General features: G+C 68.3%; 24 protein-coding genes. 15 read left to right on the forward strand and 9 right to left on the reverse strand.

Annotation, left to right across the window (positions count from 1 at the left end):
- Positions 1–39 precede the first annotated feature (39 nt).
- Genes AB0F41_RS24235 through AB0F41_RS24245 form a run of 3 tightly spaced genes read right to left on the reverse strand, consistent with a single transcriptional unit; the run spans position 40 to position 1,862 of the window.
- The gene (locus tag AB0F41_RS24235) at positions 40–930 is read right to left on the reverse strand and encodes a hypothetical protein (RefSeq protein ID WP_357427477.1); all 891 of its coding nucleotides are present in this window, start codon (positions 928–930) and stop codon (positions 40–42) included.
- The gene (locus AB0F41_RS24240; RefSeq protein ID WP_357427479.1) at positions 927–1,265 is read right to left on the reverse strand and encodes a type VII secretion target; all 339 of its coding nucleotides are present in this window, start codon (positions 1,263–1,265) and stop codon (positions 927–929) included. Before AB0F41_RS24240 ends, AB0F41_RS24235 begins: the two co-directional genes overlap by 4 nt.
- Positions 1,266–1,268: 3 nt before the next feature.
- Complete coding sequence (locus tag AB0F41_RS24245) at positions 1,269–1,862, reverse strand: YbaB/EbfC family nucleoid-associated protein (RefSeq protein WP_357427481.1); 594 nt, start codon at positions 1,860–1,862, stop codon at positions 1,269–1,271.
- A 182-nt stretch (positions 1,863–2,044) separates the two neighbouring features.
- Here AB0F41_RS24245 and AB0F41_RS24250 point away from each other — a divergent pair, with 182 nt between their 5' ends.
- The gene (locus tag AB0F41_RS24250; RefSeq protein ID WP_357427483.1) at positions 2,045–2,509 is read left to right on the forward strand and encodes a hypothetical protein; all 465 of its coding nucleotides are present in this window, start codon (positions 2,045–2,047) and stop codon (positions 2,507–2,509) included.
- Positions 2,510–2,560: 51 nt separating this feature from the next.
- On the opposite strand, the gene AB0F41_RS24255 is transcribed toward AB0F41_RS24250, so the two are convergent.
- Positions 2,561–3,445: a hypothetical protein gene (locus tag AB0F41_RS24255; protein ID WP_357427485.1), complete on the reverse strand. Its 885-nt coding sequence runs from the start codon at positions 3,443–3,445 to the stop codon at positions 2,561–2,563.
- Positions 3,446–3,481: 36 nt separating this feature from the next.
- Here AB0F41_RS24255 and glmS point away from each other — a divergent pair, with 36 nt between their 5' ends.
- Positions 3,482–5,365, forward strand: coding sequence for a glutamine--fructose-6-phosphate transaminase (isomerizing) (gene glmS / locus AB0F41_RS24260; RefSeq protein WP_357427487.1), 1,884 nt, complete (start codon positions 3,482–3,484; stop codon positions 5,363–5,365).
- Between the two features lie 25 nt (positions 5,366–5,390).
- Here glmS and AB0F41_RS24265 read toward each other — a convergent pair whose 3' ends face one another.
- On the reverse strand, positions 5,391–5,798 hold the full coding sequence (locus tag AB0F41_RS24265; RefSeq protein ID WP_357427489.1) for a plastocyanin/azurin family copper-binding protein: 408 nt from the start codon (positions 5,796–5,798) through the stop codon (positions 5,391–5,393).
- A 57-nt stretch (positions 5,799–5,855) separates the two neighbouring features.
- Here AB0F41_RS24265 and AB0F41_RS24270 point away from each other — a divergent pair, with 57 nt between their 5' ends.
- The 7 genes from AB0F41_RS24270 to tsaD all read left to right on the forward strand — a co-directional run bounded on the left by AB0F41_RS24270 (position 5,856) and on the right by tsaD (position 12,397).
- Entirely contained in the window at positions 5,856–7,316 is a 1,461-nt protein-coding gene (locus AB0F41_RS24270; protein ID WP_357427491.1) for an NAD(P)H-hydrate dehydratase, read from the forward strand.
- A gap of 51 nt (positions 7,317–7,367) precedes the next feature.
- Positions 7,368–8,516: an alanine racemase gene (gene alr / locus AB0F41_RS24275; protein WP_357427493.1), complete on the forward strand. Its 1,149-nt coding sequence runs from the start codon at positions 7,368–7,370 to the stop codon at positions 8,514–8,516.
- Positions 8,517–8,572: 56 nt separating this feature from the next.
- Positions 8,573–9,592 carry an alpha/beta hydrolase gene (locus tag AB0F41_RS24280; RefSeq protein ID WP_357427521.1) on the forward strand — a complete coding sequence of 340 codons (1,020 nt, stop codon included), beginning with the start codon at positions 8,573–8,575 and terminating at the stop codon, positions 9,590–9,592.
- Positions 9,567–10,052, forward strand: a complete 486-nt coding sequence (gene tsaE, locus AB0F41_RS24285) for a tRNA (adenosine(37)-N6)-threonylcarbamoyltransferase complex ATPase subunit type 1 TsaE (RefSeq protein ID WP_357427495.1) — start codon at positions 9,567–9,569, stop codon at positions 10,050–10,052. The genes AB0F41_RS24280 and tsaE overlap by 26 nt, the downstream gene beginning before the upstream one ends.
- Before the next feature lie 85 nt (positions 10,053–10,137).
- Entirely contained in the window at positions 10,138–10,845 is a 708-nt protein-coding gene (gene tsaB / locus AB0F41_RS24290; protein WP_357427497.1) for a tRNA (adenosine(37)-N6)-threonylcarbamoyltransferase complex dimerization subunit type 1 TsaB, read from the forward strand.
- 2 nt (positions 10,846–10,847) lie between these two features.
- Positions 10,848–11,357, forward strand: coding sequence for a ribosomal protein S18-alanine N-acetyltransferase (gene rimI / locus AB0F41_RS24295; protein ID WP_357427523.1), 510 nt, complete (start codon positions 10,848–10,850; stop codon positions 11,355–11,357).
- The gene (tsaD, locus tag AB0F41_RS24300) at positions 11,354–12,397 is read left to right on the forward strand and encodes a tRNA (adenosine(37)-N6)-threonylcarbamoyltransferase complex transferase subunit TsaD (protein WP_357427498.1); all 1,044 of its coding nucleotides are present in this window, start codon (positions 11,354–11,356) and stop codon (positions 12,395–12,397) included. Before rimI ends, tsaD begins: the two co-directional genes overlap by 4 nt.
- Before the next feature lie 72 nt (positions 12,398–12,469).
- On the opposite strand, the gene AB0F41_RS24305 is transcribed toward tsaD, so the two are convergent.
- A complete protein-coding gene (locus AB0F41_RS24305) occupies positions 12,470–14,038 on the reverse strand; it encodes an Hsp70 family protein (RefSeq protein ID WP_357427501.1) in 1,569 nt (522 codons plus the stop codon).
- Between the two features lie 502 nt (positions 14,039–14,540).
- Here AB0F41_RS24305 and groES point away from each other — a divergent pair.
- Both groES and groL read left to right on the forward strand, forming a co-directional pair.
- Positions 14,541–14,843, forward strand: a complete 303-nt coding sequence (gene groES, locus AB0F41_RS24310) for a co-chaperone GroES (protein ID WP_030522227.1) — start codon at positions 14,541–14,543, stop codon at positions 14,841–14,843.
- A 105-nt stretch (positions 14,844–14,948) separates the two neighbouring features.
- Positions 14,949–16,556 (forward strand): chaperonin GroEL, encoded by a 1,608-nt coding sequence (gene groL / locus AB0F41_RS24315; RefSeq protein WP_357427503.1) that lies wholly within the window; start codon positions 14,949–14,951, stop codon positions 16,554–16,556.
- Between the two features lie 51 nt (positions 16,557–16,607).
- Here groL and AB0F41_RS24320 read toward each other — a convergent pair whose 3' ends face one another.
- Together AB0F41_RS24320 and AB0F41_RS24325 are read right to left on the reverse strand one after the other, a co-directional pair.
- On the reverse strand, positions 16,608–17,216 hold the full coding sequence (locus tag AB0F41_RS24320; RefSeq protein ID WP_357427505.1) for a sigma-70 family RNA polymerase sigma factor: 609 nt from the start codon (positions 17,214–17,216) through the stop codon (positions 16,608–16,610).
- A gap of 96 nt (positions 17,217–17,312) precedes the next feature.
- Positions 17,313–17,606 carry a WhiB family transcriptional regulator gene (locus tag AB0F41_RS24325; RefSeq protein WP_357427507.1) on the reverse strand — a complete coding sequence of 98 codons (294 nt, stop codon included), beginning with the start codon at positions 17,604–17,606 and terminating at the stop codon, positions 17,313–17,315.
- Positions 17,607–18,252: 646 nt separating this feature from the next.
- Here AB0F41_RS24325 and AB0F41_RS24330 point away from each other — a divergent pair.
- The 3 genes from AB0F41_RS24330 to AB0F41_RS24340 all read left to right on the forward strand — a co-directional run bounded on the left by AB0F41_RS24330 (position 18,253) and on the right by AB0F41_RS24340 (position 21,073).
- Positions 18,253–19,167, forward strand: coding sequence for a hypothetical protein (locus AB0F41_RS24330; protein WP_357427509.1), 915 nt, complete (start codon positions 18,253–18,255; stop codon positions 19,165–19,167).
- Positions 19,168–19,293: 126 nt separating this feature from the next.
- Entirely contained in the window at positions 19,294–19,872 is a 579-nt protein-coding gene (locus tag AB0F41_RS24335; RefSeq protein WP_357427511.1) for a sigma-70 family RNA polymerase sigma factor, read from the forward strand.
- Positions 19,865–21,073, forward strand: a complete 1,209-nt coding sequence (locus AB0F41_RS24340; protein ID WP_357427513.1) for an anti-sigma-D factor RsdA — start codon at positions 19,865–19,867, stop codon at positions 21,071–21,073. Before AB0F41_RS24335 ends, AB0F41_RS24340 begins: the two co-directional genes overlap by 8 nt.
- Before the next feature lie 242 nt (positions 21,074–21,315).
- On the opposite strand, the gene AB0F41_RS24345 is transcribed toward AB0F41_RS24340, so the two are convergent.
- The gene (locus tag AB0F41_RS24345; protein WP_030522220.1) at positions 21,316–21,729 is read right to left on the reverse strand and encodes a DUF5319 domain-containing protein; all 414 of its coding nucleotides are present in this window, start codon (positions 21,727–21,729) and stop codon (positions 21,316–21,318) included.
- Positions 21,730–21,996: 267 nt separating this feature from the next.
- On the opposite strand from AB0F41_RS24345, the gene guaB reads away from it, so the two are divergent.
- Positions 21,997–23,535: an IMP dehydrogenase gene (gene guaB, locus AB0F41_RS24350; RefSeq protein WP_357427515.1), complete on the forward strand. Its 1,539-nt coding sequence runs from the start codon at positions 21,997–21,999 to the stop codon at positions 23,533–23,535.
- Positions 23,536–23,883: the final 348 nt, after the last annotated feature.

Below are 23,883 nucleotides of genomic sequence, written 5' to 3' on the forward strand. Positions count from 1 at the left end.
GGCGGCTGAGCTGGGTCACGTGAAGCGATTGCGCCGCTACTAGGTTGCCGCGGCAGGCTGCTCGCCCTCGTCGCCGCCGAAGTCGATGAGGGAGTTCAACCAGGGTGTCCCGTTTTGGAGAGCCTTGGCAAGCGGCTCGCGATACGTGCCGAAGCTCCAAATCACGTCATTGAGCTTCTTCAGATAGGTCATCGTATCCAAGCTGCTCTTCGCGAGCTTCGCCAGGAACGAGGCGATGACATGTCCCGCGGCGGCTCCTGCGGTGACCGCCAGCTCGACAGTATATCCGATGGCCGCACCGAGCAGGGCTGCGATGATATCGCGCACCAGATCTCGAACGATGGCAACGAACTTCGACACCTTATCCATCAGCTGGCCGAGGGTAGCGGCTGCGGCCGCGGCCGTATCGATAGCGGTGAGAACATCTTTGGCATGGTTGCGGTACCCATCACCCGCAGTGCCGGACCAGGTGCCGATGTCCTTCTCGATGCTGCTCAGCCAGTTGTTCTTGGTCGTGGTCAGCTCCTCCGAAATCGCTTGCCACGACTTCGAATACGCCTCTACTATCGTCGGATTGCCGGATAGTTCCTCGTATGCCTGCCTGAGCGGCTCGATATGCTCCAACATCCATTTGGCAATTTGGGTTCCCACGAATCCGAACGGGTCTTTGATCGCGTCGGCAACGCTCATCCCGACACCGGCTACACCGAAGAGCGCCTCGCCATAGTTGTCTTTTCGCAGGTTTCCGTAGATATCCCACGCGTCTCCCGCGACGGTGCCTTTGAGTACGCCCAGGCCGCCTGTCTTTTCGTCGCCTTCGAGCCCGACATTGGAAAGCCAGGAGACGTCCTCCTGGAAATAGGTATTGCTGTAGTGGGATCCCTTGTCGATGAGTTTGTTGTCGGGCGGGGCGGTGTCGTCGAAGCTCATCGGGATTCCCCGATCGCGGCCTGAAGATCTTGTAGTGCCTTGCCGAGCGATCCGTCCGCGTCTTCGAAGGAAGTCGCAGTGGCCTTCAGCTTCTCCGGTACCTGGGCGGTACGCTCACCTGCCGCGCGGATCACCTCGACGGTGGATTGATGGTTATCGTCGAAGAGCCATGTGAAAACAGGCCGTAGCCAGTCGCCGTACCCGTCGTCCGCCGAGGCGAGGTAGTTCGCGGCCTCGAGACATTGGTCCAGACTGCCCATCAGCGCCTTGACGTTGTTCGCGTGGTTCCGTACTTCATCGGGGTCGACCGATACGGCATCAGGGTTGGTCGTCATCGATTACACCAGCCACGATTTCCGGCGGTAGTACTCGTCTTCCTCGTCGGGTTCGTCAGGGGTGACGATTCGATCGCGGTCGGGCTTGCGTGTCTGCGGCTCCGGGGGTGCCGCGGAACTCCCCGAAAGTGGCGCAGAATGCTGTGGGGAGAAAGGCGGGGCGGCTGCCGGTGGAGGCGGGTCGGCCTGCGATGGAACGAAACTCCGTGGTTCCGCCGCACGTGTCTCCGCTTCCGGGAAGCGCCGGTTGAATCCGTCGACGATAACCGCTCCGGCCGGGTCTGCGCCGACGACATCCTGCACCAACTCGGCGATCCCCGGCCGGAGCTTCGCCTGTGCTCGCCGCATACACGAAAGGATCTCGGCGGACAGTGCCCGTGAATCCATATCCCGTACACCCGGTGTCAGATCGATCGCCACGGGAACCCCGCTGCTGTCCACGGTGACACCGACCCGTCCGCCCGCTCCCGATTCGGTGGCCGTCAGAGCTGTCATCCGCTGCTGTAACTCTGTGAACCGCTGAGTCTTTCGCTCCGCGTCCGCGGCCATCTGCGCGAACCCCTCTATCGCGCGGCCCAGGTCCATCTCGGCGGCCATCGACATTTCCCCCTTACAGACATCCCAGCGCGCTCGATTCACCGACGAATGAACCTGAGCACGAACCGCTTCGGCACCCTACGTGGGGTGGCGGGGCCGGTCAACCCTGGAAAGACCGGCCGGTTGCGGCCGAGCCGCGATGGCGATGTGTCCGGCCGGGCGGGGCATGTCATGCTTACCCAATGAAATTGGGGGATGCCTTCGGGCTGACGGATACGCCTGACTTCCTGCCGAGATACCATGGGGCCGAAGGGGATACGCGCTATCCGTCGCCACGCGACCTGCGTCGGATGGCCTCTGTAGTGATCGATATCGGGCTGGTACTCGGCTCGTTGCTGGTCCCGATCCTCGCGTTACTGGTGCTGCAGGCGAAGACGACGGTGGAGCTACCGCGTGGCGCGGGCTCTTCGGTGATCCTGATGCCGGTTCTCGTCATCGTCGTCAATCGGTATCTGCTGCGTAAGTGGGTGCACGCGAGCCTTGGAGAATTGATCTTCGGGCTGGTGGAGATACGCGGCCGCGACGGTGCGTGGCCCGGTTGGCGCGATCTGTTGTGGGGCCAGGTGGCGGCCAGAGGCAACGTGCCCGGCATCGTGTGTGTCCGCCGCTGCGATGTTCGGAATCGAATTCGCGAATCGGGCAGCTGAGGCCCACTGCGGACACGACGGCGTGCTTTCCGGCACGTAGGCCGCGTGATGTTATTTGCGGATCGTGCGGACCAGTTTGCCGATGGTCGCGGGATCCGGATGCGCGGCTTCCTGGCGGTTCGTCTCCTGCTCGAGCAGGGCGGCGGCCGGGTCGATGACGTGGGTGTGCTTGATCGAGGTGTCCGGGTCGGCGAAGGCGGCGTAGGTCTTGTCCCGGAGGAGGGTGTGTAGCAGGTAGCCCGTGAGCAAGGCACGGGTGGCGCGGGCGGTTTTCGGTTCGTGTTTGCCCCCGCCGACCGCGGCGAGCAGGCGGCGGCCCTCGGCGAGTCCGTTGCGGCCGGCGCCCTCGAGGGTGCGCAGGATGGACGGCCCGCCCCATTCGACGGCCAGCGGGACCGCGTTGGAACTCATCGAGTCGAGGTCGCTCACGCCGGCCAGGATGAGGGCGGGCGTGTCGATACCGGGCGCCACCGATTCGGCGGCGGGGGAGGTGGGTGCCGGGAACAGCGGGGCCACCGCCGCGACCCTGCGCTGGGACGCGGCGAGTACCGCCGCGCCCGCGCCCATGCCGTGGCCGGCCAGCGCCAGGCGTTCGGGGTGCACGGTGAGGGCGCCGTCACCCAGGCGGACCCCGGCGCAGATATCGAGGGTTGTGAGCAGATCGGTGGCCAGGTTCAGATGTGACGGAACCGGGCCGCGCTCGGTGTCCGGCGCGGCTGCCACGATCCCCCATGAGGCGAGGTGTTCCAGCAGCGTGCGGTAGTTTTCGGCACGGTTGAGCCAGCCGTGACCGAAGGCGACGGCGGGTAGGTCCTTACCGCTCTCCGGGGTGTACACCACCCCGGGCTGGCCCGCGATGGCCAGGTTCCCGCGGAGGACCCGGTGTGGGCCGCGGCTGGTCAGAGTGCTCATTAGCGATTTCACAGACGCCGACACGACGAGAACGTTAGCGGATAAGTACTCTGAGTAGCCATGTGCGGAATCGTGGGGTACGTCGGGTACCGGGACGCGTTGGGCGTCGTCGTCGCTGCCTTGCGCCGCATGGAGTACCGAGGTTATGACTCCGCGGGCGTGGCGATTCTCGACGGCGCCGGGGGTAGCGCGATCGAACGGCGCGCCGGTCGGCTGAGCAATCTGGAAGAGGCGCTGGGCGCCGCGGGCGCCGGTGCGTTCGCGGGCAGCACCGGGATGGGACACACCCGGTGGGCCACGCACGGCGCGCCCAACGACCGCAACGCGCATCCGCACCGGGATGTGAGCGGCAAGCTCGCGGTCGTGCACAACGGCATCATCGAGAACTTCGCGCAGTTGCGCGGGGAATTGGAGACCGCCGGGGTCGAACTGCTCAGCGAGACCGATACCGAGGTCGCCGTGCACCTGGTGGCGCGGGCCTATGCCGACGGGCCGACCGCCGGCGATTTCGAGGCCAGCACGCTCTCGGTGCTGCGACGGCTCGAGGGTGCGTTCACGCTGGTGTTCACCCACGCCGACCATCCCGGCACGATTATCGCGGCGCGGCATTCGACGCCGCTGGTGGTGGGTGTCGGCGAGAACGAAATGTTCATCGCCTCCGACGTCACCGCGTTCATCGAACACACCCGGGAGGCCGTGGAGCTGGGCGAGGGCCAGGCCGTGGTGATCACCGCGGACGGCTACCGGGTCACCGACTTCCACGGTGATACCGACGGGGTGCAGTCCCGCCCGTTCACCATCGACTGGGATCTGGCCGCCGCAGAGAAGGGCGGTCACGACTACTTCATGCTGAAAGAGATCGACGAGCAGCCCGTCGCGGTCGGCGATACGCTCATCGGTCATTTCGATCAGACTCCCAGCCGGGCCGGCCGGATCGTCCTCGACGAGCAGCGCCTCTCCGACCAGGAACTCCGCGATGTGGAGAAGGTGTTCGTGGTGGCGTGCGGTAGCGCCTACCACTCCGGGCTGGTCGCCAAGTACGCCATCGAGCACTGGACCCGGCTGCCGGTGGAAGTGGAGCTCGCCAGCGAGTTCCGTTACCGCGATCCGGTGCTGGACCGTTCCACGCTGGTGGTCGCGGTATCGCAGTCGGGTGAGACGGCCGACACCCTCGAGGCCGTGCGACACGCCAAGAGCCAGAAGGCACGGGTGCTGGCGGTCTGCAATACCAACGGCGCGCAGATCCCCCGCGAATCCGACGCCGTGCTCTACACCCGGGCCGGGCCGGAGATCGGGGTGGCCTCCACCAAGGCGTTCCTCGCTCAGGTGACGGCGAACCTTTTGGTCGGGCTGGCGCTGGCGCAGGCGCGCGGCACCAAATATCCCGACGAGGTGGCCCGCGAATTCGCCGAACTCGAGGCCATGCCGAAGCTGGTGGAGCAGGTGCTGGAGACGGCGCCGCAGGTGCGGTCCATCGCCCGCGAGCTGGCCCGGGAGCGGACGATCCTGTTCCTGGGCCGCCACGTCGGTTACCCGGTGGCGCTGGAGGGTGCGCTCAAACTCAAGGAACTCGCCTATATGCACGCGGAGGGTTTCGCGGCGGGTGAGCTCAAACACGGGCCGATCGCGCTGATCGAGGACGGGCTGCCGGTGATCGTGGTCATGCCGTCGCCGAAGGGGCGCGGGGTGCTGCACTCCAAATTGCTCAGCAATATCCGGGAGATCCAGGCCCGGGGCGCGCGCACGATCGTGATAGCCGAAGAGGGCGACGATCTGGTGCGGCCGTTCGCCGACGACCTGATCGAGATTCCCTCGGCGCCGACCCTGTACCAGCCGCTGCTGTCGACCGTGCCGCTGCAGATCTTCGCCGCCGAGGTGGCGCAGGCCCGCGGCTACGATGTGGACAAACCGCGCAACCTGGCCAAATCCGTCACCGTGGAATAGCTCGGGAGTGACCGGCGGCCGCCGGTCACTCCTCTTCCACGATGATCGTCCCCCGCATACCGGGGTGGATCGGGCACAGGTATCGGTATTCGCCGGGCTGGGTGAACGTGTGACTCCAGTCGCCGGCTTCGAGCAGCGGGCTGTTGATGCTCATGGCCTTGTCGCCGATGCCCTGTACGCCGTGCGGGAGATCCCCGTCGAAATGCCAGGTTACGGTTTCGCCCCGGGAAATGGTGACCTCGTCCGGCGAGAACCGGTCCTCCTCGACGCGAATGGTGACCGCCGCCTCCGGACTGTGATGGTCGTGATCCCCGGACGCGGCGGTCCCCCCGGCGGGTGAATCATCCGGCCCGCCGCCGCAACCCGACAGCAGGGCCGCGAGCAGGAGGAACCCGGCGGCCGGGGCGAGTACGGATAGGTGCGATCTGGGCATGAAAGTCAAGCGTAGTCTGCTGAAGTCGCTGTCCGTCCGAGTGTGGAGGTGTGTTCGGTGACCGGCTATTACACCGCCGACGAGGTGCGGTCGGCCGAGGCCGACCTGTTCACCCGGGTCCCCGCCGGGGAGCCGATGCGACGCGCCGCCTATGGGCTGGCGGGGGTGGTCGCGGCCGAACTGCGAGCCCGCTGCGGCGGCGTCGCCGGCCGGACGGTCGGCCTGCTGGTGGGGTCCGGGGACAACGGCGGCGACGCCTTGTGGGCCGGGACGATGCTGCGCAGACGCGGTGTGGTGGTCGTCGCGGTACTGCTGAATCCGGATCGGGCGCATACCGCGGGCCTGGCCGCGCTCCGGAGGTCCGGGGGCCGCGTCTGCGCCGATACGGCCCGGGCCACCACGGAATTGGCGGGCGCGGATCTGGTGATCGACGGGATCGTGGGGATCTCCGGCCGCGGGCCGCTGCGCCCGGAGGCGGCGAGGATCGTTGCGGGGCTGGATGTTCCGATCGTGGCCGCGGATCTGCCGAGCGGGGTCGACCCGGATACCGGCGCGGTCACCGGGCCGGCCGTCCGCGCCGATATCACGGTGGCTTTCGGCGCCCGGAAACCGGTCCATGCCCTGGCGGCCGCACGCTGCGGCCGAATCGAGCTGGTGCCCATCGGATTACAGCTGCCCGAACCCGGTCTCGCCGCGCTGGATCCGGCGGCGGTGGGGGCGGGCTGGCCGGTGCCGGGGCCGGACGACGACAAGTACAGCCAGGGGGTCACCGGGGTCTGCGCGGGGAGCGAGACCTATCCGGGCGCGGCGGTGCTCTGTACGGGCGCGGCGGTGGCGGCGACCTCCGGGATGGTGCGCTACGCCGGTACCGCGCATTCGGCGGTGCTCGCGCACCGGCCGGAGGTCGTCGCGGTGCCCCGGCTCGCGGACGCCGGACGGGTACAGGCGTGGGTCTTCGGACCCGGTTCCGGTACCGATACCGCCGCCCGCGACCGGCTTGCCGAGATCCTGGGCGCCGAGGTGCCGGTCGTGGTCGACGCCGACGGGCTCACTCTGCTCGCCGATGAACCGGGGCTGGTCCGGGGTCGGCGGGCGCCCACTGTGCTCACCCCGCATGCCGGTGAGTTCGCCCGGCTCGCCGGTCACGAACCGGGCGCCGATCGGGTCGCCGCGGTCCGCGAACTGGCCGCGGCGTGGCAGGTGACCGTGCTGCTGAAAGGGCGTGCCACCCTGGTCACCGAACCGGGTCGCCCGGTGCTGGTCAACGAAGCGGGTGGCTCCTGGGCGGCGACGGCGGGCGCGGGCGATGTGCTGTCGGGTGTGATCGGTGCGCTGCTGGCCGCCGGTCGTGACCCGGCCTGGGCGGCGGCCGCGGCCGCCCGGGTACATGCCCTGGCCGCCGGCCTGGCCGCGCATGCCGCGGTCCCCGGGGGCGAGGGTGCGGCGCCGATATCGGCCACGCCTCTGTTGCGCCGCATCCCGGAGGCTGTTGCCACACTGCGGGCCCTGCGCACCTGAGATCCGGCCCGGGCCGGGGCGGGTGGCCGTGGTCCGGGCGGCTCGCCGGAGATGGCAGTATCGGCAACTGTGAATGGGCAAGTGGAGACCGTTGTCGATCTGGACGCCATCGCGCACAACGTGGGTGTGCTGCGCGCGCACGCCGGTGCTGCCGCGGTGATGACGGTGGTCAAAGCCGACGGCTACAACCACGGGGCCGTCGAGGTCGCGCGGGCGGCGCTGGCCGCGGGGGCCGCCGAACTCGGGGTCACCACGGTGGAAGAGGCGGTGGCCCTGCGTGAGGCCGGTATCCGGGCGCCGATCCTGTGCTGGCTCAATGCGTATGACGCGGATTACGCCGCCGCGATCGCGGCCGATATCGAGATCGGGGTCTCCTCGCCGGAACAGCTGGACGCGGTCGCTGTCGCGGCCCGCGAGCTGGGCCGGTCCGCTACCGTCACGCTCAAGGTCGATACCGGGCTCAACCGCAACGGTGTCGATCCGCATATCTATCCCGTGGTGCTCGCCACCCTGCGCAAACTCGTCGACGAGGAAGCCGTGCGTTTCCGGGCGATCTTCTCCCACCTCGCGCACGCCGACGAGCCCTATCACCCCGTGATCGATCTGCAGCGCGACCGGTTCCTGGAAGCCGTCGCCGCCGCCAAGGACCACGGACTCGAGCCCGAACTGGTGCACCTCGCCAATTCCGCGGCCACGTTGACCAGGCCGGATCTGGCCTTCGACATGGTTCGTCCCGGTATCGCCGTCTACGGCCTGACCCCGGTGCCCGATATCGGGGACTTCGGCCTGCGCCCGGCCATGACCTTCCAGGCGGAGGTGGCCCTGGTCAAACATGTCGCCGCGGGCGAGGGCGTGTCCTACGGGCACGAGTGGACCGCTCCCGCCGATACCACCGTGGCGCTGATTCCGGCCGGCTACGCCGACGGCGTCTTCCGCCCGCTGGGTGGGCGGATGGAGGTCTGGGTCGGCGGGCGCCGCCGGCCCAACCGGGGCCGGGTGTGCATGGACCAGTTGGTGGTCGATCTGGGGGACAACGCCGACGGTGTCGCCGAGGGCGATCCCGCGATCCTGTTCGGACCCGGCGATCACGGGGAACCCCATGCCCAGGATTGGGCCGACATACTGGGCACGATCCACTACGAAGTGGTGTGCTCGCCCCGCGGACGGGTACACCGCCGGTACCGGGGAGGAGCGCGGTGAAATCACGGACGACACTTTTGCGGGGCGGACTGGCCACGGCCGGGATCGTCGGCGCCATGGCGGGGGTGCATGCGCTGCGCCGAGCCGGTGCGAAGGTGTTGTGGCCACCGGTCCGCGACGAGTACCGGGACGAGAACTTCGCGCTGATCGACCTCGACCGTGCGGGGGAGGTGATCGCCGACGACGGGGTGTGCCTGGCCACCCGGGAGTGGGGTTCGGCCGATGCCGATGCCACCGTGGTTTTCGTGCACGGCTTCTGCAACAGTATGGAGTCCTTCCACTTCCAGCGTCGTCACCTGGCCGAACGCTGGGGGTCCCGGTTGCGGATGCTGATGTTCGACCTGCGCGGACACGGGCGTTCGGGAACACCGCAGGCCGAAAGTTGCACCGTCGATCAACTGGGCCGCGACCTGCTGACGGTGATCGACGCCCGCGCGCCGCGCGGACCGCTGATCCTGGTCGGGCATTCGCTGGGCGGGATGGCCGTGCTGGCCGCGGCCGCTCATGCCCGCGGACTGTTCGCCCAGCGGGTGCGCGCGGTCGCGCTGTTGTCGACCTCGGCCGCGGAGGTCGGTTCCGCGGGTATCGGCCAGTTGCTGCGCAACCCGGCGATCGACGGTTTCCGGCTGGCCGTGCACACCGCACCCGCGCTGGTGCAAGCGGGCCGGGTGACGGCCCGGCATCTCATCACGCCGATCCTGCACGTGAGTTCGTTCCACGGGCCGGTGAGCCCGACACTCTCCCGTTTCGCCACCATGATGATCGATCGCACTCCGGTGGAATCGGTGGTGAAGTTCCTGAAGGCGATCGAACTGCACGACGAGGCCGCGGCGCTGCCGGTACTGCGCGATATTCCGACCCTGGTCCTCGGTGGTACCAGAGATCTGGTGATCCCGTTCCGCAATTCCCTTGCGCTGGAACGTGAACTGGGTGATTGCGAACTCGTGCGGATCACCGAATGCGCGCATATGCCGCAACTGCAGTACCCGGAGCAGACCAACGCCGCCCTGGACCGCTTACTGGTGCGTGCGGGAGTCGTCGGCGAGGACGATGTCTCGGAGGCGACCGGTGGCTGAGCGCGGCGAACGCGAACTGCCCACCGTCGGCGATACCGAGGCGCTCGGGCGTGAACTGGCCGCCACCCTGGCCGCGGGTGATCTGGTGGTGCTCGACGGGCCGCTGGGCGCGGGTAAGACGGCACTCACGCGGGGTATCGCCGCGGGGCTGGGCGTCGGCGGCCGCGTCAGCTCACCGACCTTCGTGATCGCGCGCCGGCACCCTCCGGGGGCGCGCGCGGGCGGTCCGCCGGTACCGCTGGTACACGTGGACGCCTACCGGCTCGGGGGAAGTCTGGACGAACTCGACGCGCTCGATCTGGATACCGAACTCGACGACGCGGTCGTGGTGGTGGAGTGGGGCAGTGGCGTGGTGGAGCGATTGGCGGGCCGGCATCTGCTGGTGCGGATGTCGCGCGAACCGGAATCCGAAGTGCGCAGGGCAGCTTGGGAGTGGGTGCATACCGGCCACGCCGATTAGCGGCCGCCGGTCTCCGGTGACCGCCGGCCGGGCGCCGTGCGCCACCACCGTGTGGGGCAGGTCACCCGGTATCGTTGACCAGATCATGCTTGCACTTGCTGTCGACACCGCGACGCCTGCCGTCACGGCGGGGCTGGTCGAACTGGAGCAGGTGGCCGTCGGTGCGCCCGCGCCGGACGCCGCTCATCCGCGCACGCTCGCCGCCCGGGTACTCGTCGATGCCCGCGCCCATGCCGAGGCGCTCACCCCGCTGATCCTGGAATGCCTGGCCGAGGCCGGGGCCGCCCGGGCCGATATCGCGGCGGTGGTGGCCGGTATCGGTCCCGGACCTTTCACCGGCCTGCGGGTCGGGATGGCGACCGCGGCCGCGTTCGGTGACGCGCTGGGAATCCCGGTGTACGGCGTGTGCAGCCTGGATGCCGTCGCGGCCGAATGTGCGGCCGGTCTCGGCGCCGACGACGAACTGCTGGTCGTCACCGACGCGCGGCGCCGCGAGGTGTACTCCGCGCGGTATCGCGAACGCGGTGCGCTCCGCATCGCCGGGCCCGAGGTGAGCAAACCGGCCGATCTGGATCCCGCCGGCGCGACCGTGATCGCCGGATCGCCGGATCACACTCCGCTGTTCGACCTGCCGGCGCTGGGCGTGCGGACACCCTCACCCGCCGGACTGGTACACGTTGCCGCGCCCGCGCTGTTGTCCGGCGCGGCGCCCGAACCACTGGTTCCGCTGTACCTGCGCCGGCCCGACGCGGTCGAGCGCAGCTACCGCACCCTCGACCGGATGGGAGCATGACGTTGGGCATTCGCATCGAACCCATGGTGCCGACCGATATCGACGGGTGTGTGGAACTGGAGCAGCTCCTGTTCCCGGAGGACGATCCGTGGCACGCCGTGGCGTTCCGCTCCGAACTGGCGGCCCGTTACAACCGCTACATCACCGCCCGCGACGACGCCGGGAACATGGTGGGCTACGCGGGGATCGCGCTGCTCGGTGATGCCGAACATCCCGAGGCCGAGGTGCACACCATCGGTGTCGATCCGACGTGTCATCGCGCCGGTATCGGCACCGTATTGCTGGAAGCGCTGCTCGCCGAAGCGGGACGGCGCGGCGGTCCGGTGTTCCTGGAGGTGCGCACCGATAACGCCGCGGCGATCGCGCTGTACGCCAAACACGGATTCCACATCATCGGACTGCGCAAGAACTACTACCACCCCAGCGGCGCCGACGCCTATACGATGCGCCGGCCCGCGCTCGCCGATACGGCCACCGGGTTCGCCCGTACCCCCGACGAGGTGCTGTCGTGATCGTCATGGGGATCGAGAGTTCCTGTGACGAGACCGGCGTCGGAATCGTCCGCCGCCACCCCGACGGGACCTGTGAACTCCTGGCCGACGAGGTCGCCTCCAGCGTTGCCGAGCACGCCCGATTCGGCGGTGTGGTGCCCGAGATCGCCTCGCGCGCCCACCTCGAGGCGATTGTGCCCGCCATGCGCCGCGCGCTGGCCACCGCGGGCATCACCGCCCCGGACGCGCTGGCAGTCACGATCGGTCCAGGGCTCGCCGGTGCGCTGCTGGTCGGTGTCGCGGCCGCGAAAGCCTACGCGGCGGCCTGGGATATCCCCTTCTACGCCCTGAACCATCTGGGCGGGCATGTCGCGGTGGACACGCTCGAACACGGCCCGATGCCGCCCTGTGTGGCACTGCTGGTCTCGGGCGGGCACACCCATCTGCTGCAGGTGCGGGACCTGTCGGAGCCGCTGGTCGAACTCGGCAGCACCGTCGACGACGCGGCCGGCGAAGCGTTCGACAAGGTGGCCCGGCTGCTGGACCTCGGGTATCCCGGCGGTCCCGCTCTCGACGCGGCCGCGACCACCGGCGATCCGGCGGCGATCGCCTTCCCGCGCGGTATGACCGGCCCGCGCGATCCGCGCTACGACTTCTCCTTCTCCGGACTGAAAACCGCGGTGGCCCGGTATGTGGAGGGACAGCACCGCCAAGGAGTGGCGACCGAGCAGCTGCCGCTCTCCGATATCGCGGCCTCGTTCCAGGAGGCGGTCGCCGATGTGCTCACGATGAAAGCGGTTCGCGCCGCCCACGATGTCGGCGTCGACACCCTCGTGCTCGGTGGCGGGGCCACCGCCAACAGCCGGATCCGATCGCTCGCCCAAGAGCGCTGCGCCGCGGCCGGTCTGACGTTGCGTATCCCGAAACCGCGGTTGTGCACCGATAACGGGGTGATGATCGCGGCTCTGGGCGCGCATGTGATCGGCGGCGGCGCGGCGCCGTCGCCGCTGTCGGTGGCGTCGGATCCTGGGCTGCCGGTCTCCGTCAGCCAGGTGGGCTGAACCACAGGCCTCCGCGGTACCGGTTTCGGTCCGGTCCGGGCGGGTTTCGGCGGCCGCCGAAGAAGACGCGGGCTATCCGGCGGAACCCGATCCCGGCAACCGCGGTGGCGGAGGAACCGGGGGCGTGATCTGGATGGTGGTCTCGGTGCTCTGTGAACCACCGGGCGACGGTGCGTCCGAAGTGGAGGGAGCATCCGGAGCGGGCGATTCCTCGGAGGGCTGCGGCGCCAGGATGCCGGGACCCAGCCCCTCCGGGAAGGGGATGGGCGGCAGATTCGGATCCGGTCGCAGGGTCGGTTGCGACGGCTCCGGCCCGGCCTGGGCGGACCCGGTGGTGGTCGTGGCCGGCGGCACGGTGGTGGTCGTCGACTCGCCGTGCGTATAGGGCATTTCCGTGGTGGGCTCCGCCGTCACCGGGGGCTCGCCGGTCGGCTCGGCGGCGTCGGTGGTCGCGTCGACCGGTTGCTGCGGAACCTCTTCCACCGTGGTCGGCGTCACGGTGGTGGTGGGAGCGGCCGAGGTCGTCGGGGGTGGCACCTGCGCACTGCTGGTGGTGCCGGCGGGGGAGACCTCTTCGTCGGAGCTGGGGGCGATGGTGTTCACCCCGTAGCCGACGATCAGGCCCACGACCACAATGGCTCCGGCCACCGTGCCGAATGCCTTGAGGAGCGTGTTGCCGGACTTCTCCGGAGTGAGTGCGCCGATCGGCCCGTTCGACCGTGCGGTATCGGCGAGCAGCGCGGCGCCCTTGGCGATCACCGCGTCGGGATCCGGCACGGTCAGCACGGGCAGGTCGAGTTCGGTGCGCAGCGTCTCGAGGACCACCGGGATATTCGCGCCGCCGCCGATCACCACGACGGCCTCCGGAGCGCGGTCGGCCATACCGAAGGTCATGGAGGCGAAACGGGTCAGTTCCCGCATCAGCCGGGCGGTGAGCAGGTCGAAATCCGGACGCGTGAGCTTCAGCGGGCGGCCGGCGATATGGTCGACCGTTACGGCCTGGGCGACCGACAGATGTTCCTTGGCGGTTCGCGCCCGATTGACCAGCACGCTGCGGTTGGGCCGGGTGCCGCGCTTGGCGTAGTGCTGGTCGACCAGATGCCGGTACAGCAGATCATCGATCGCGCGGCCGCTGACGCCGGTGGAGCGCGCGGTGTGCAGCACCGTGCCGTCGGCCGGTTCCGCGACGGAGACGGTGCAGCCGGAGGCGCCCAGGTCGATCACGGCCACCGTGGCGTAGCGGTCGAGCAGACCGGTATCGCGCAGGAAGGTGAGGGCGGCGGTGGTTTCCGGAACCAGTTGCGGCTGCCGGTGCTTGCCGGTGGCCAGCCGGATCGCATGCGCCTGTTCTTTGCTGCGGTAGGCCACCGCGACCCCGGTGGGCGGGCGGTCGGCGACCACATCGAGACCGGAGGTGCGCGCGGGGGGAACCTGCGCGCCGAAGATCGCCTCGTGTTGATGGGAGGCGGGCAGCTGAGTGGTCATCAGCTCGATCGAGGAGGCGACCAGATCGCCCAGATCGGAATGCGCCTCGGCCGAGACGACCCGGTAGTCGAAACGCCGCGCACCATTGGCCGCGGTGGTCACCAGCGCGGAGCAGACCACTTCGTCGCCGGCGGAGATGCCGAGCGATGTGCGCATATTCCCTTCACCTCCCTTCGAGCGGAACCTGGTTCGCTGCACGGGCTACCCCGGACATGCCGAAAGTTGTTCGCGAAGCCACCGCCGTCTGCGGTGAGCGGGGGCTTCACGAACAACCATCACACATGGTGTCACGATCTGTTATCCGAACGTTACAGAGTTCGAGAATTATTGGGAAGCCCTCTTTCCTCAGGTCTACCCGGGGATCCGTGATCTCAACCCGCCGACCAGCGCGCACGGTTCGTGGCGTGTTCGTGACAACACAGTCGACTCGCGATGAATCTTCGCGGTATTGGCACCGCCCGGCCTTGAGCGCTGGCACTCGGATGTATAGAGTGCTAGCTGGCACCGATTGTTGCCCGGTGCCAGGCTTGACTACTGAGCAGGCGGTCCCGGCACCCGCGACGACGGGGCTTTGCGCAGGGTCAGCATCGTGACCGAATCGATGGTCCGGGACAACAGTTCCGGACGACCGTAATCCCCTGAAAGTGGAGGGCTCAACGTGGCGAGCGTGAACATCAAGCCGCTCGAGGACAAGATCCTCGTCCAGGCCAACGAGGCCGAGACGACGACCGCCTCCGGCCTGGTCATCCCCGATACGGCCAAGGAGAAGCCGCAGGAAGGCACCGTTGTCGCCGTCGGCCCCGGCCGGTGGGACGACGAAGGTGAGAAGCGCATCCCGCTGGATGTCCAGGAGGGCGACACCGTCATCTACAGCAAGTACGGCGGTACCGAGATCAAGTACCAGGGTGAGGAATACCTGATCCTGTCCGCGCGCGACGTGCTGGCTGTCGTCGGCAAGTAATTCGACTGCCGCGCATGCGTTCCGCCCCGGTGTCGAACTCTGGCCCGGGGCGGAGTGCGTTGTGCCACACAACTCGAAGCGCACCAGATACAGGAGCGAAGACATATGGCAAAGCAGATCCAGTTCGACGAGCAGGCTCGCCGGGCGCTGGAGCGCGGTGTCGACAAACTCGCCGACGCGGTCAAGGTCACCCTGGGGCCGCGCGGCCGGCATGTGGTGCTGGCCAAATCGTTCGGCGGGCCGACCGTCACCAACGACGGTGTCACCATCGCGCGTGATATCGATCTCGAGGATCCTTTCGAGAACCTCGGCGCCCAGCTCGTCAAGAGCGTCGCCACCAAGACCAACGACGTCGCCGGCGACGGAACCACCACTGCCACCGTGCTGGCGCAGGCCATGGTGCGTGGAGGTCTGAAGAACATCGCCGCGGGCGCCAACCCGATCGCGATCGGTGCGGGCCTGGCCGTCGCGGCCGACGCGGTATCCGAGGCGCTGCTGGCTGCGGCCACCCCGGTCAGCGGCGAGCAGGCCATCGCCCAGGTCGCCACCGTGTCCTCGCGTGACGAGGTGATCGGCGAAATGGTCGCCAAGGCACTGACCACCGTCGGCGAGGACGGCGTGGTCACCGTGGAGGAGTCCTCCACCCTGGAGACCGAACTGGTCGTCACCGAGGGCGTCCAGTTCGACAAGGGTTACCTGTCGCCGTATTTCATCACCGACGGTGACAGCCAGGAAGCCGTCTACGAGGATGTGCAGATCCTGCTGCACCGCGAGAAGATCAGCTCCCTGCCGGACCTGCTGCCGCTGCTGGAGAAGATCGCCGAATCCGGTAAGCCGGTCCTGATCATCGCCGAGGACGTCGAGGGCGAGGCGCTGTCCACCCTGGTCGTGAACTCGATCCGCAAGACCCTCAAGGCCGTCGCGGTGAAGGCGCCGTTCTTCGGTGACCGCCGCAAGGCGTTCCTCGACGATCTGGCCGTCGTCACCGCCGGTACGGTCGTCAACCCGGATCTCGGCATCAACCTCCGGGAAGCCGGTCTCGAGGTGTTGGGTTCGGCCCGTCGCGTCGTGGTCACCAAGGACGCCACCACCATCATCGACGGTGGGGGCACCAAGGACGATATCGCCGCCCGCAGCGCCCAGCTGCGCCGCGAGATCGAGGCCACCGATTCCGATTGGGACCGGGAGAAGCTGGAAGAGCGGCTGGCCAAGCTGGCCGGCGGTGTCGCGGTGATCCGTGTCGGCGCGGCCACCGAAACCGCGCTCAAGGAACGCAAGTACCGGGTCGAGGACGCGGTCAGCGCGGCCAAGGCCGCGATCGAGGAAGGCATCGTCGCGGGCGGCGGCTCCGCGCTGGTCCAGGCGGGCGCCAAGCTCGACGGGCTGATCGCCGGACTGTCGGGCGACGAGGCCGTCGGGGCGGAGGTGCTGCGCGGCGCGCTGCGGGCTCCGCTGTTCTGGATCGCCACCAACGCCGGCGTCGACGGCTCCGTGGTGGTCAGCAAGGTCACCGAGGGTGAAGCGGGCTTCAACGCCGCGACCCTGAGCTACGGCGATCTGCTGGCCGCCGGTGTCGTGGATCCGGTCAAGGTGACCCGCTCCGCGGTGATCAACGCCGCGTCGGTGGCGCGGATGGTGCTCACCACCGAGAGCGCCGTGGTGGACAAGCCCGCCGAGGACGAGGCCGACCACGGGCACGGCCACGCCCACTGATCTCGGGCCTTGATCCCGGTTTCCGGGACGAAGAGAACGGGCCGTTCACATTCAACCCGGAATGTGAACGGCCCGTTCTCTCATCGGCCGCCGGTCGGTGATCGACGGCGGCGCGCCCATACTGTTCTTCAACCGGGTCAGACCGTCTCTGATACGCGATTTCACGGTCGGCAGCCCGATATCGAGCTGGCGGGCCACCTCGGCGTAGGTGCGGCCGTCGTAATAGGCCAGCGAAATCGCCTCCCGCTGCGTCTCGGTGAGCGTGCGCAGCCCGACCACCACCGCCTGGTGGTCCAGAATGCGCTCGACCTCCTCGATGACCTCGTCGTATTCGTGGCCGAGTATCCGGGCCCCGTACGCGATCTCACGCTGGGTATGCGCCTGTTCGGCGCGCACCCGGTCGACCGCGCGCCGGTGGGCCAGGGTCATCAACCAGGTCACCGCCGATCCCCTGCCGGGATCGAAGTTCGCCGCGGTCCGCCATGTCTGCAGGTAGACCTCCTGAGTGGTCTCCTCCGCGAACCCGGGATCCTGTAGCACGCGCAGCACCAGACCGAAGACCCTGCTGCGGGTCCGGTCGTAGAACTCTGCGAAAGCTTCGGCATCCGAGTGGCCGCAGCGCTGCAACAGCGCTGAGAGCTCGATACTCTCCTGTGTCATCGGTCATAACAATAACTCCATGCTATGACCGAGAGTGCATGCGGCCCCGGGTGAATTGTGGTGTCGCGCTCGCGGGCCGGGAGTGGGCCGGGGAGGCTACACCGCCATCCGGCGGCGGTTGCGGCGGGCGTGCATCTCACGCTCGGTTTCCGACATGCCGCCCCAGATGCCGTAGGGCTCACTGACCTTCAGCGCATGCGACCGGCACTGCATCAGCACCGGGCAGGTCCGGCAGATTTCCTTCGCGCGCATCTCGCGAGCGGCCCGGGCTCTGCCTCGTTCGCCATCGGGATGGAAGAACACCGCCGAGTCCACACCCCGGCAGGAACCGCGCATCTGCCAGTCCCAGACATCGGCGTTCGGTCCGGGAAGGTGGGTGGGCATGGGCATGGGTTGAACTCCTCGTAGACGCGAGCTCGTCGGCATTGTCGAGCGAGTGATGGGTCAACTTTTTCCGTGGTACCCGGCATTCGCGCGAACGTCGGGGCCACGTGCGTCGGCCATGGTGCACCGTTGCTTCGGGTGCCGGTGTGATTTCATCCGGCGCCTTGCGTGGCGATGAGTTACGTTAGGGGCCCGATGGAAATTCCGTCAATAGTTCGACGCTCTGATTTATCGTACATTTCGCGCTGAGAATTTAACCTCGCGGACTGTTTACTTCCGCTAATCGCGCGGCGATACTGTGTGGTTGCCCCCGAGCGGTTCCTCCGCATCGCCGGTGCTAGTCGGCATTTTCGCAGGTAGCCGCGATGACTCCGGCGGCGGGATCGGTCCGGACCGAATTTCGTCCGGAGAACGCGGGACGCGGTGCCGATCTCGATACGATCACAGATGGCCTGCGGGCGGCGTACAGGTTAATTAACCGAAACGGCGACGAATTCGATGCGTATGTGCTCATGGATTGATCGGATGAGTTTAACCTGATAGAAACACTCTCGATTCGAAAAATGCTGGAAGATAGCTGGCCGTGTACGTGGTCGGCGGACGCGGTGGATATTCCCCGGAGTCACGGTTCGCCCGCCGGTACAGTGCACCGGTGTCCGCCGCTGTTTCCTGCCCTGAAACCTCCGCCACCGCCCTCGCCGACGCCGCGTTCGGTGCGTACCCCGGTGGGTCCGCTGCCGAGTTGCCGGAGCCTGCCGACGGCCTCGAACTCTGGTGGCGCGCTGTCGCCCTGGGCGGCACGGGGCATTACGCCGCGGCGCGCGGAGCGCTGCGCAGGCTGCGCAACGCGACCACCGATCCGGCACTGCGCTCCCTGGCTGCCTCCACTGCGGGATCGCTGCGGCGCCAGCTCGGCCGGCACGCGGACGCCGCCCACGACGACGGTGCGGCGGCCGCCCTCGTACTTCCCGGGTTGTCCGTCATCCGCGACGACCTGTCCGGCGCGGCGGCGCGCCGAACCTGTCCGGCGGCCGGTGACGGATATCGCGATGTTCCCGATCGTCTCGACGCCGCTGCCGACGCGCTGACCGGTCTGGCGGCCGATGCGCTCGGTACCGGCCGCACCGTGCTGGCGGGCCGGTTGCTCGACCGCTGTGCCGTATTGCTCGACACCGCCCCGGCCGACCGGCCCCGTGCGCGGGTCCGGCTGCACTGGGTGCGGGCCGAGACGGCGCTCGCCGAGGGGCGCGCCGCGGCGGCGCTGCCCGAGGCCGAGGCCGCGCTAGAACTGTCGGTACGGGGGCCTTCGGTCCGGCATCAGGTGAAATCGCGGCTGTTGGTCGCCGCGGCGGCCGGCGCGACCGGGGATCTCGCCCGGGCCGCCGCCCTGGCCGGGACGGTCGACGCCCAGTGCGCGCAGTTCGGTCTCCTGCCGCTGCGCTGGGCATGCGCGATGTTGCGGACCGGTCTCCCCGGTAACGACCGCGACACGGCGGCCGGTGACGCTGCTGCGTGTCATGCCCTGATCGCGCAGCGTGGCGGTCGATTTGGTGATGCCGGACGGTAACCCAGGTTCCACCGTCTCGACCCCCGCCGGGGGCGGTGTCCTATTGTTGATCCCGTTCCGCTGGACCGGCGGAAGCATCGGTCAACACCGACCGTGCCACTTGTAACGCCAGGAATACCGCTGACGATGACGCACACGGGCGAAGAGTTGGACCGCGCCGTCGCTGCCGCTGCGCAGGGCGACAGGTCCGCTTTAGCTCAGGTACTGGAATTGGTCCGCCCGCTGGTGATGCGCTATTGCCGCGCGCGGATCGGTGCCGCGGAGCGTGGACAACTCTCCGCGGACGATGTCGCGCAGGAGGTCTGTCTAGCGGTCATGACCGCGCTACCCAGGTATCAGGACCAGGGCAGACCGTTCATGGCATTCGTATACGGAATCGCTTCGCACAAGGTCGCCGACGCCCATCGCAACGCCTCCCGTAACAAGGCGGAAGCGATGGCCGAAGTACCAGATGTCATATCCACCGACCACGGGCCGGAGCAGAGAGCTCTCGAATCGGAAACCAGCCGGCAGATGAACACTCTGCTGGCGACGTTGCCGGAGAAACATCGGGAGATCCTGATCCTGCGCTTGGTCATGGGTCTGTCGGCAGAAGAAACCGCGACCGCCGTGGGCAGTACGGCGGGAGCGATACGGGTTGCCCAGCACAGGGCGCTCGCAAAATTGAAGGCACAAGTGGCGAGGGCAGGTGAAATGTATGGCTAGGGATGGCGGGCGCGGTCGGGGCGACAAGTGGGCGCGGCGTGCATCGCGGAACACCGATCCCTATGCCGAGGGCTCCGGTGCCGGTTCCGAACCGGTCGATATCGTCGCGGTCCGTCGTGATGACGAACTGATCAACGCTATCGCCCGTGGCGGGCCCATCCCCACCGAGAGCACCGAGGAACTCCAGCTGGCGACACTGCTGGCGGATTGGCGGGCCGAGATCGTGGCTCCGCCGTTACCGGACGCGCCCGATCTCGATACCGTGGTTGCGGCGGTCAACCAGGAGATCGGCGCCCGGCAGGCTCGGATCGGCGCGCAATCCGGCGGACGGCTGCGCTTGCTGCGTCCGATCGCCACCACCGCGGCGGCGCTGGCGCTGGTGTTCGGAGGCCTTTCGGCATTCTCGTATCAGGCAGAACCCGGTGACGCGCTGTGGCGCGTCAAAGAGGTGGTTTTCAGCGAGCAGGCGCAGAGCACCGTGGTGCAGTACGCGGACGACAATCTGGCCGCGGCGCAGACCCTGCTCGAACAGGGCAAGCCCGAGCAGGCGCGGGCCCGGCTGGAACAGGCTTCGGCGAACGCCACCCAGATCAACGACCCGGTCAAGCGTAATGAGCTGGTCGACCGGTGGAATCAGCTGTTCGAGGTGGTCCGCAAGGTCGCACCCGATATCGCGGCGCAGCTCGAGCAGTCGGTCCCGGCTCCGGATCCGGCCGCGCCGATCGAACCGTCGATACCCGGCGGTACCGCACCCGGCGGTAGCACCGAGCGGCCCGGCAGCACGGTGACCACGACTCCCGGCGGCGGCAGCCAGCTCCCGATGGAACTCCCGGGCTCGCCCGGCGGCTCCCCGGGCGGTGACCGTCCGGTCGCACCCGATACCGGCGCACCCGAGCGTCCGGGCCCGGCCCCCGACGCCGGCAAGCCGGACGTTTCCGCTCCGGATACTCCCGCTCCCGAGACTTCGGTGCCCGGTGGTGACGGCTCCGCCGACACCACCGCTCCGAACGTCCCGGGCCCGACCACGCCGGACGGGCCCGGTGCGGACACCGTGGATCCGCCCACGATGGCTCCGTCCACGGTCAGTTCACCCGGGCCGGTCGAACCGCCTGCCCCGCAGCTACCGCAGACCGGGGTGCCTTCGATCCCGCAGGCCCCGCAGATCCTGCCGAGTACGGTTCCGGGAGTCACACCCAACTGAGCCGGGTCGGTTGGGCGGCCGCCGTCAACAGCAGAACGAAAAAACCGATCGCGGTCGCGATCGGCTTTTCAGGAGTGGCCATCCATCCGTGGATGGCCACTCCTCGTTCGTATACGGGATTCGGTGCAGTGTGCGGATGACGTGTGCTCGGTGGTTGCGCCCCTGGGTGCGATCGGGGCACGCGAAATTGATCGGCCGTCTCATGTCGGCCGATCGAGCCGGACGGCGCCGGCCGCCTGGACTCAGCTGTCGAAAGCGTCGAACCCGTCGCCGTGGAATGCCTCGTTCATCGAAGCATCGGCGTAACCACGGCAATAATCCCAGGTGACGTAGGCTTCCGGAGTCGGGTCGTAGGCGGGCTCATGCGGGCGAACCGTGCCGTCGACCAGGAGCTGTAGGAGATTGGCGCGCAGCATATCCCAGTCGTGATAGTGATCCTGCCGACAGTCCTCGCAGCTCACCACCAACCCGCGGATACCGCGGTGGGCCAGTAGCGCCTCGTAGACTGCGAGATCGGCGAGATCCTCTTCGACCGCAAGGCGCTCATGAGGATCCAGCGGCTCCCCCGGCTCGATGGCATCGAGCGCGGCGGACGGGTCGGCGGGGTCTCCGGCGAACGGATCCGGCGGCAAGCCAGGTGGTAGGTGGTCACGCACATCCCCACGGTACGCAGAACAGGGTGGTCTGCGCCAGCCGTCCGCGCCGTCAGTTTCCGGTGCCGCCCGTCGATCGATCGGCACGGCCCTCAGTTGATCCGTGGTCCAAGGGGACCGATACCATGGTGTCAGGCGCCGACGAGCTCCCGATCACCCGGCTACCCGCCGGAGAATCGAGCCGGCGTCGTGAACCAATCCCAGTAACAGTTCGCTATCGGATCGCCATACCCCGATAGCGCCGCCGACGTCCAGGAGGGGTCGATCCGAATGAGTAATCCCGTACCGGGCGAGCGCACCGTCCGCCCTCATACGGGTGGTGACGATCCGAACAAGATCGCCATGCTCGGCCTCACCTTCGACGATGTCCTGCTGCTGCCCGCCGCCTCGGATCTCATTCCCAGCGCGGTCGAGACCTCCAGCCAGCTGACACGCGAGGTACGGCTGCGCACGCCACTGGTCAGCTCCGCCATGGATACCGTCACCGAAGCGCGAATGGCGATCGCCATGGCGCGCGCGGGCGGGATGGGCGTGCTGCACCGTAATCTCTCCGTGGCCGATCAAGCGGGTCAGGTGGAGACCGTCAAACGGTCCGAGGCCGGTATGGTCACCGACCCGGTGACCTGCCGTCCCACCGATACGCTCGCCGAGGTCGACGCCATGTGCGCGCGCTTCCGGATCTCCGGCCTGCCGGTGGTGGACGAGAAGGGCGCGCTGGTCGGCATCATCACCAACCGCGATATGCGCTTCGAGGTGGATCAGGACCGGCGCGTCGCCGATGTGATGACCAAGGCGCCGCTCATCACGGCCCAGGAGGGCGTGACGGCGGAGGCCGCGCTGGGTCTGCTGCGCCGCCACAAGGTCGAGAAGCTGCCGATCGTCGACGGTGAGGGCAGGCTGCGCGGGCTGATCACGGTAAAGGACTTCGTGAAAACCGATCAGTTCCCCGACGCCACCAAGGACCGGGACGGCCGGCTGCTGGTGGGCGCCGCGGTCGGCGTCGGCGACGACGCGTGGTCGCGCGCCATGACCCTGGCCGACGCCGGGGCCGATGTGCTGGTGGTGGACACCGCGCACGGACATCAGCGTCAGGTGCTCAGCATGGTGAGCAAGGTCAAGGCGGAGGTCGGTGACCGGATCCAGGTCATCGGCGGCAATATCGCCACCCGCGCCGGAGCCGCCGCCCTGGTCGAGGCGGGCGCCGACGCGGTGAAGGTCGGGGTCGGCCCCGGTTCCATCTGCACCACCCGGGTGGTCGCCGGGGTCGGCGCCCCGCAGATCACCGCCATCCTGGAAGCCGTCGCCGCCTGCGCGCCCGCCGGAGTCCCGGTGATCGCCGACGGCGGTATCCAGTTCTCCGGCGATATCGCCAAGGCCGTCGCCGCGGGCGCCTCCACCGTGATGCTCGGCTCCCTGCTGGCCGGTACCGCGGAATCGCCCGGCGAACTGATCCTGGTGGGTGGCAAACAGTTCAAGAGCTACCGCGGAATGGGCTCCCTCGGCGCGATGCAGGGCCGCGGCCAGGTGAAATCCTTCTCCAAGGACCGCTATTTCCAGGACGATGTGCTGGCCGAGGACAAACTGGTGCCCGAGGGCATCGAGGGCCGGGTCCCGTTCCGTGGACCGGTGAACCTGGTGATCCATCAACTGGTCGGTGGTCTGCGGGCGGCCATGGGTTATACGGGCGCGCACACCATCGCGGGCCTGCAGGAAGCCCAGTTCGTCCAGATCACCGCGGCGGGTCTGAAGGAGAGCCATCCCCACGACATCACCATGACCGTGGAGGCCCCCAACTACACCGGCCGGTAGGGCGCGGAGGGCGCCCTCGGGCGCCTTTCCCGGCCCACGTGTGGGGGCAATTCCGCCCTGGGTCCCGGCGCCGGACACTCCAGAGCTGTCCTGCATTGCCGCGCCAACCCGGATTGCGACAGCAATTCCGTACGCGCCCGGGAATGGAACACTCCGACGCCCCTCGGCCATCCGAATCGCCCGCTGGCCCAGTGTGTAGAGTTTACTGGCGAAATGCGGTTCACCAGCTGAAACGCCAGAGCCACCGGTGCCGAGTTCAGCGAGGCCCACAAAGGGTTCGGCCCGCGTCTGCTGTCAGCCCTCGAAGCCAAGCGGCGCAGCCGCCAGTCTCGAGGGCTGACAGATCAG

Source organism: Nocardia sp. NPDC024068 (assembly GCF_040638875.1).
Taxonomy (GTDB): Bacteria; Actinomycetota; Actinomycetes; order Mycobacteriales; family Mycobacteriaceae; genus Nocardia.

Bases quoted from the DNA above. Each gene is read 5' to 3' on its own strand.
- AB0F41_RS24340 (WP_357427513.1), top strand. From the start codon at position 19,865: ATGGCTAGGGATGGCGGGCGCGGTCGGGGCGACAAGTGGGCGCGGCGT.
- glmS (WP_357427487.1), top strand. From the start codon at position 3,482: ATGTGCGGAATCGTGGGGTACGTCGGGTACCGGGACGCGTTGGGCGTC.
- alr (WP_357427493.1), top strand. From the start codon at position 7,368: ATGGCAGTATCGGCAACTGTGAATGGGCAAGTGGAGACCGTTGTCGAT.
- AB0F41_RS24325 (WP_357427507.1), bottom strand. From the start codon at position 17,606: ATGCCCATGCCCACCCACCTTCCCGGACCGAACGCCGATGTCTGGGAC.
- AB0F41_RS24280 (WP_357427521.1), top strand. From the start codon at position 8,573: ATGGCGGGGGTGCATGCGCTGCGCCGAGCCGGTGCGAAGGTGTTGTGG.
- AB0F41_RS24245 (WP_357427481.1), bottom strand. From the start codon at position 1,862: ATGGCCGCCGAGATGGACCTGGGCCGCGCGATAGAGGGGTTCGCGCAG.
- guaB (WP_357427515.1), top strand. From the start codon at position 21,997: ATGAGTAATCCCGTACCGGGCGAGCGCACCGTCCGCCCTCATACGGGT.
- AB0F41_RS24250 (WP_357427483.1), top strand. From the start codon at position 2,045: ATGAAATTGGGGGATGCCTTCGGGCTGACGGATACGCCTGACTTCCTG.
- AB0F41_RS24265 (WP_357427489.1), bottom strand. From the start codon at position 5,798: ATGCCCAGATCGCACCTATCCGTACTCGCCCCGGCCGCCGGGTTCCTC.
- AB0F41_RS24240 (WP_357427479.1), bottom strand. From the start codon at position 1,265: ATGACGACCAACCCTGATGCCGTATCGGTCGACCCCGATGAAGTACGG.
- AB0F41_RS24320 (WP_357427505.1), bottom strand. From the start codon at position 17,216: ATGACACAGGAGAGTATCGAGCTCTCAGCGCTGTTGCAGCGCTGCGGC.
- AB0F41_RS24235 (WP_357427477.1), bottom strand. From the start codon at position 930: ATGAGCTTCGACGACACCGCCCCGCCCGACAACAAACTCATCGACAAG.
- groL (WP_357427503.1), top strand. From the start codon at position 14,949: ATGGCAAAGCAGATCCAGTTCGACGAGCAGGCTCGCCGGGCGCTGGAG.
- tsaE (WP_357427495.1), top strand. From the start codon at position 9,567: ATGTCTCGGAGGCGACCGGTGGCTGAGCGCGGCGAACGCGAACTGCCC.
- AB0F41_RS24305 (WP_357427501.1), bottom strand. From the start codon at position 14,038: ATGCGCACATCGCTCGGCATCTCCGCCGGCGACGAAGTGGTCTGCTCC.
- tsaB (WP_357427497.1), top strand. From the start codon at position 10,138: ATGCTTGCACTTGCTGTCGACACCGCGACGCCTGCCGTCACGGCGGGG.
- AB0F41_RS24335 (WP_357427511.1), top strand. From the start codon at position 19,294: ATGACGCACACGGGCGAAGAGTTGGACCGCGCCGTCGCTGCCGCTGCG.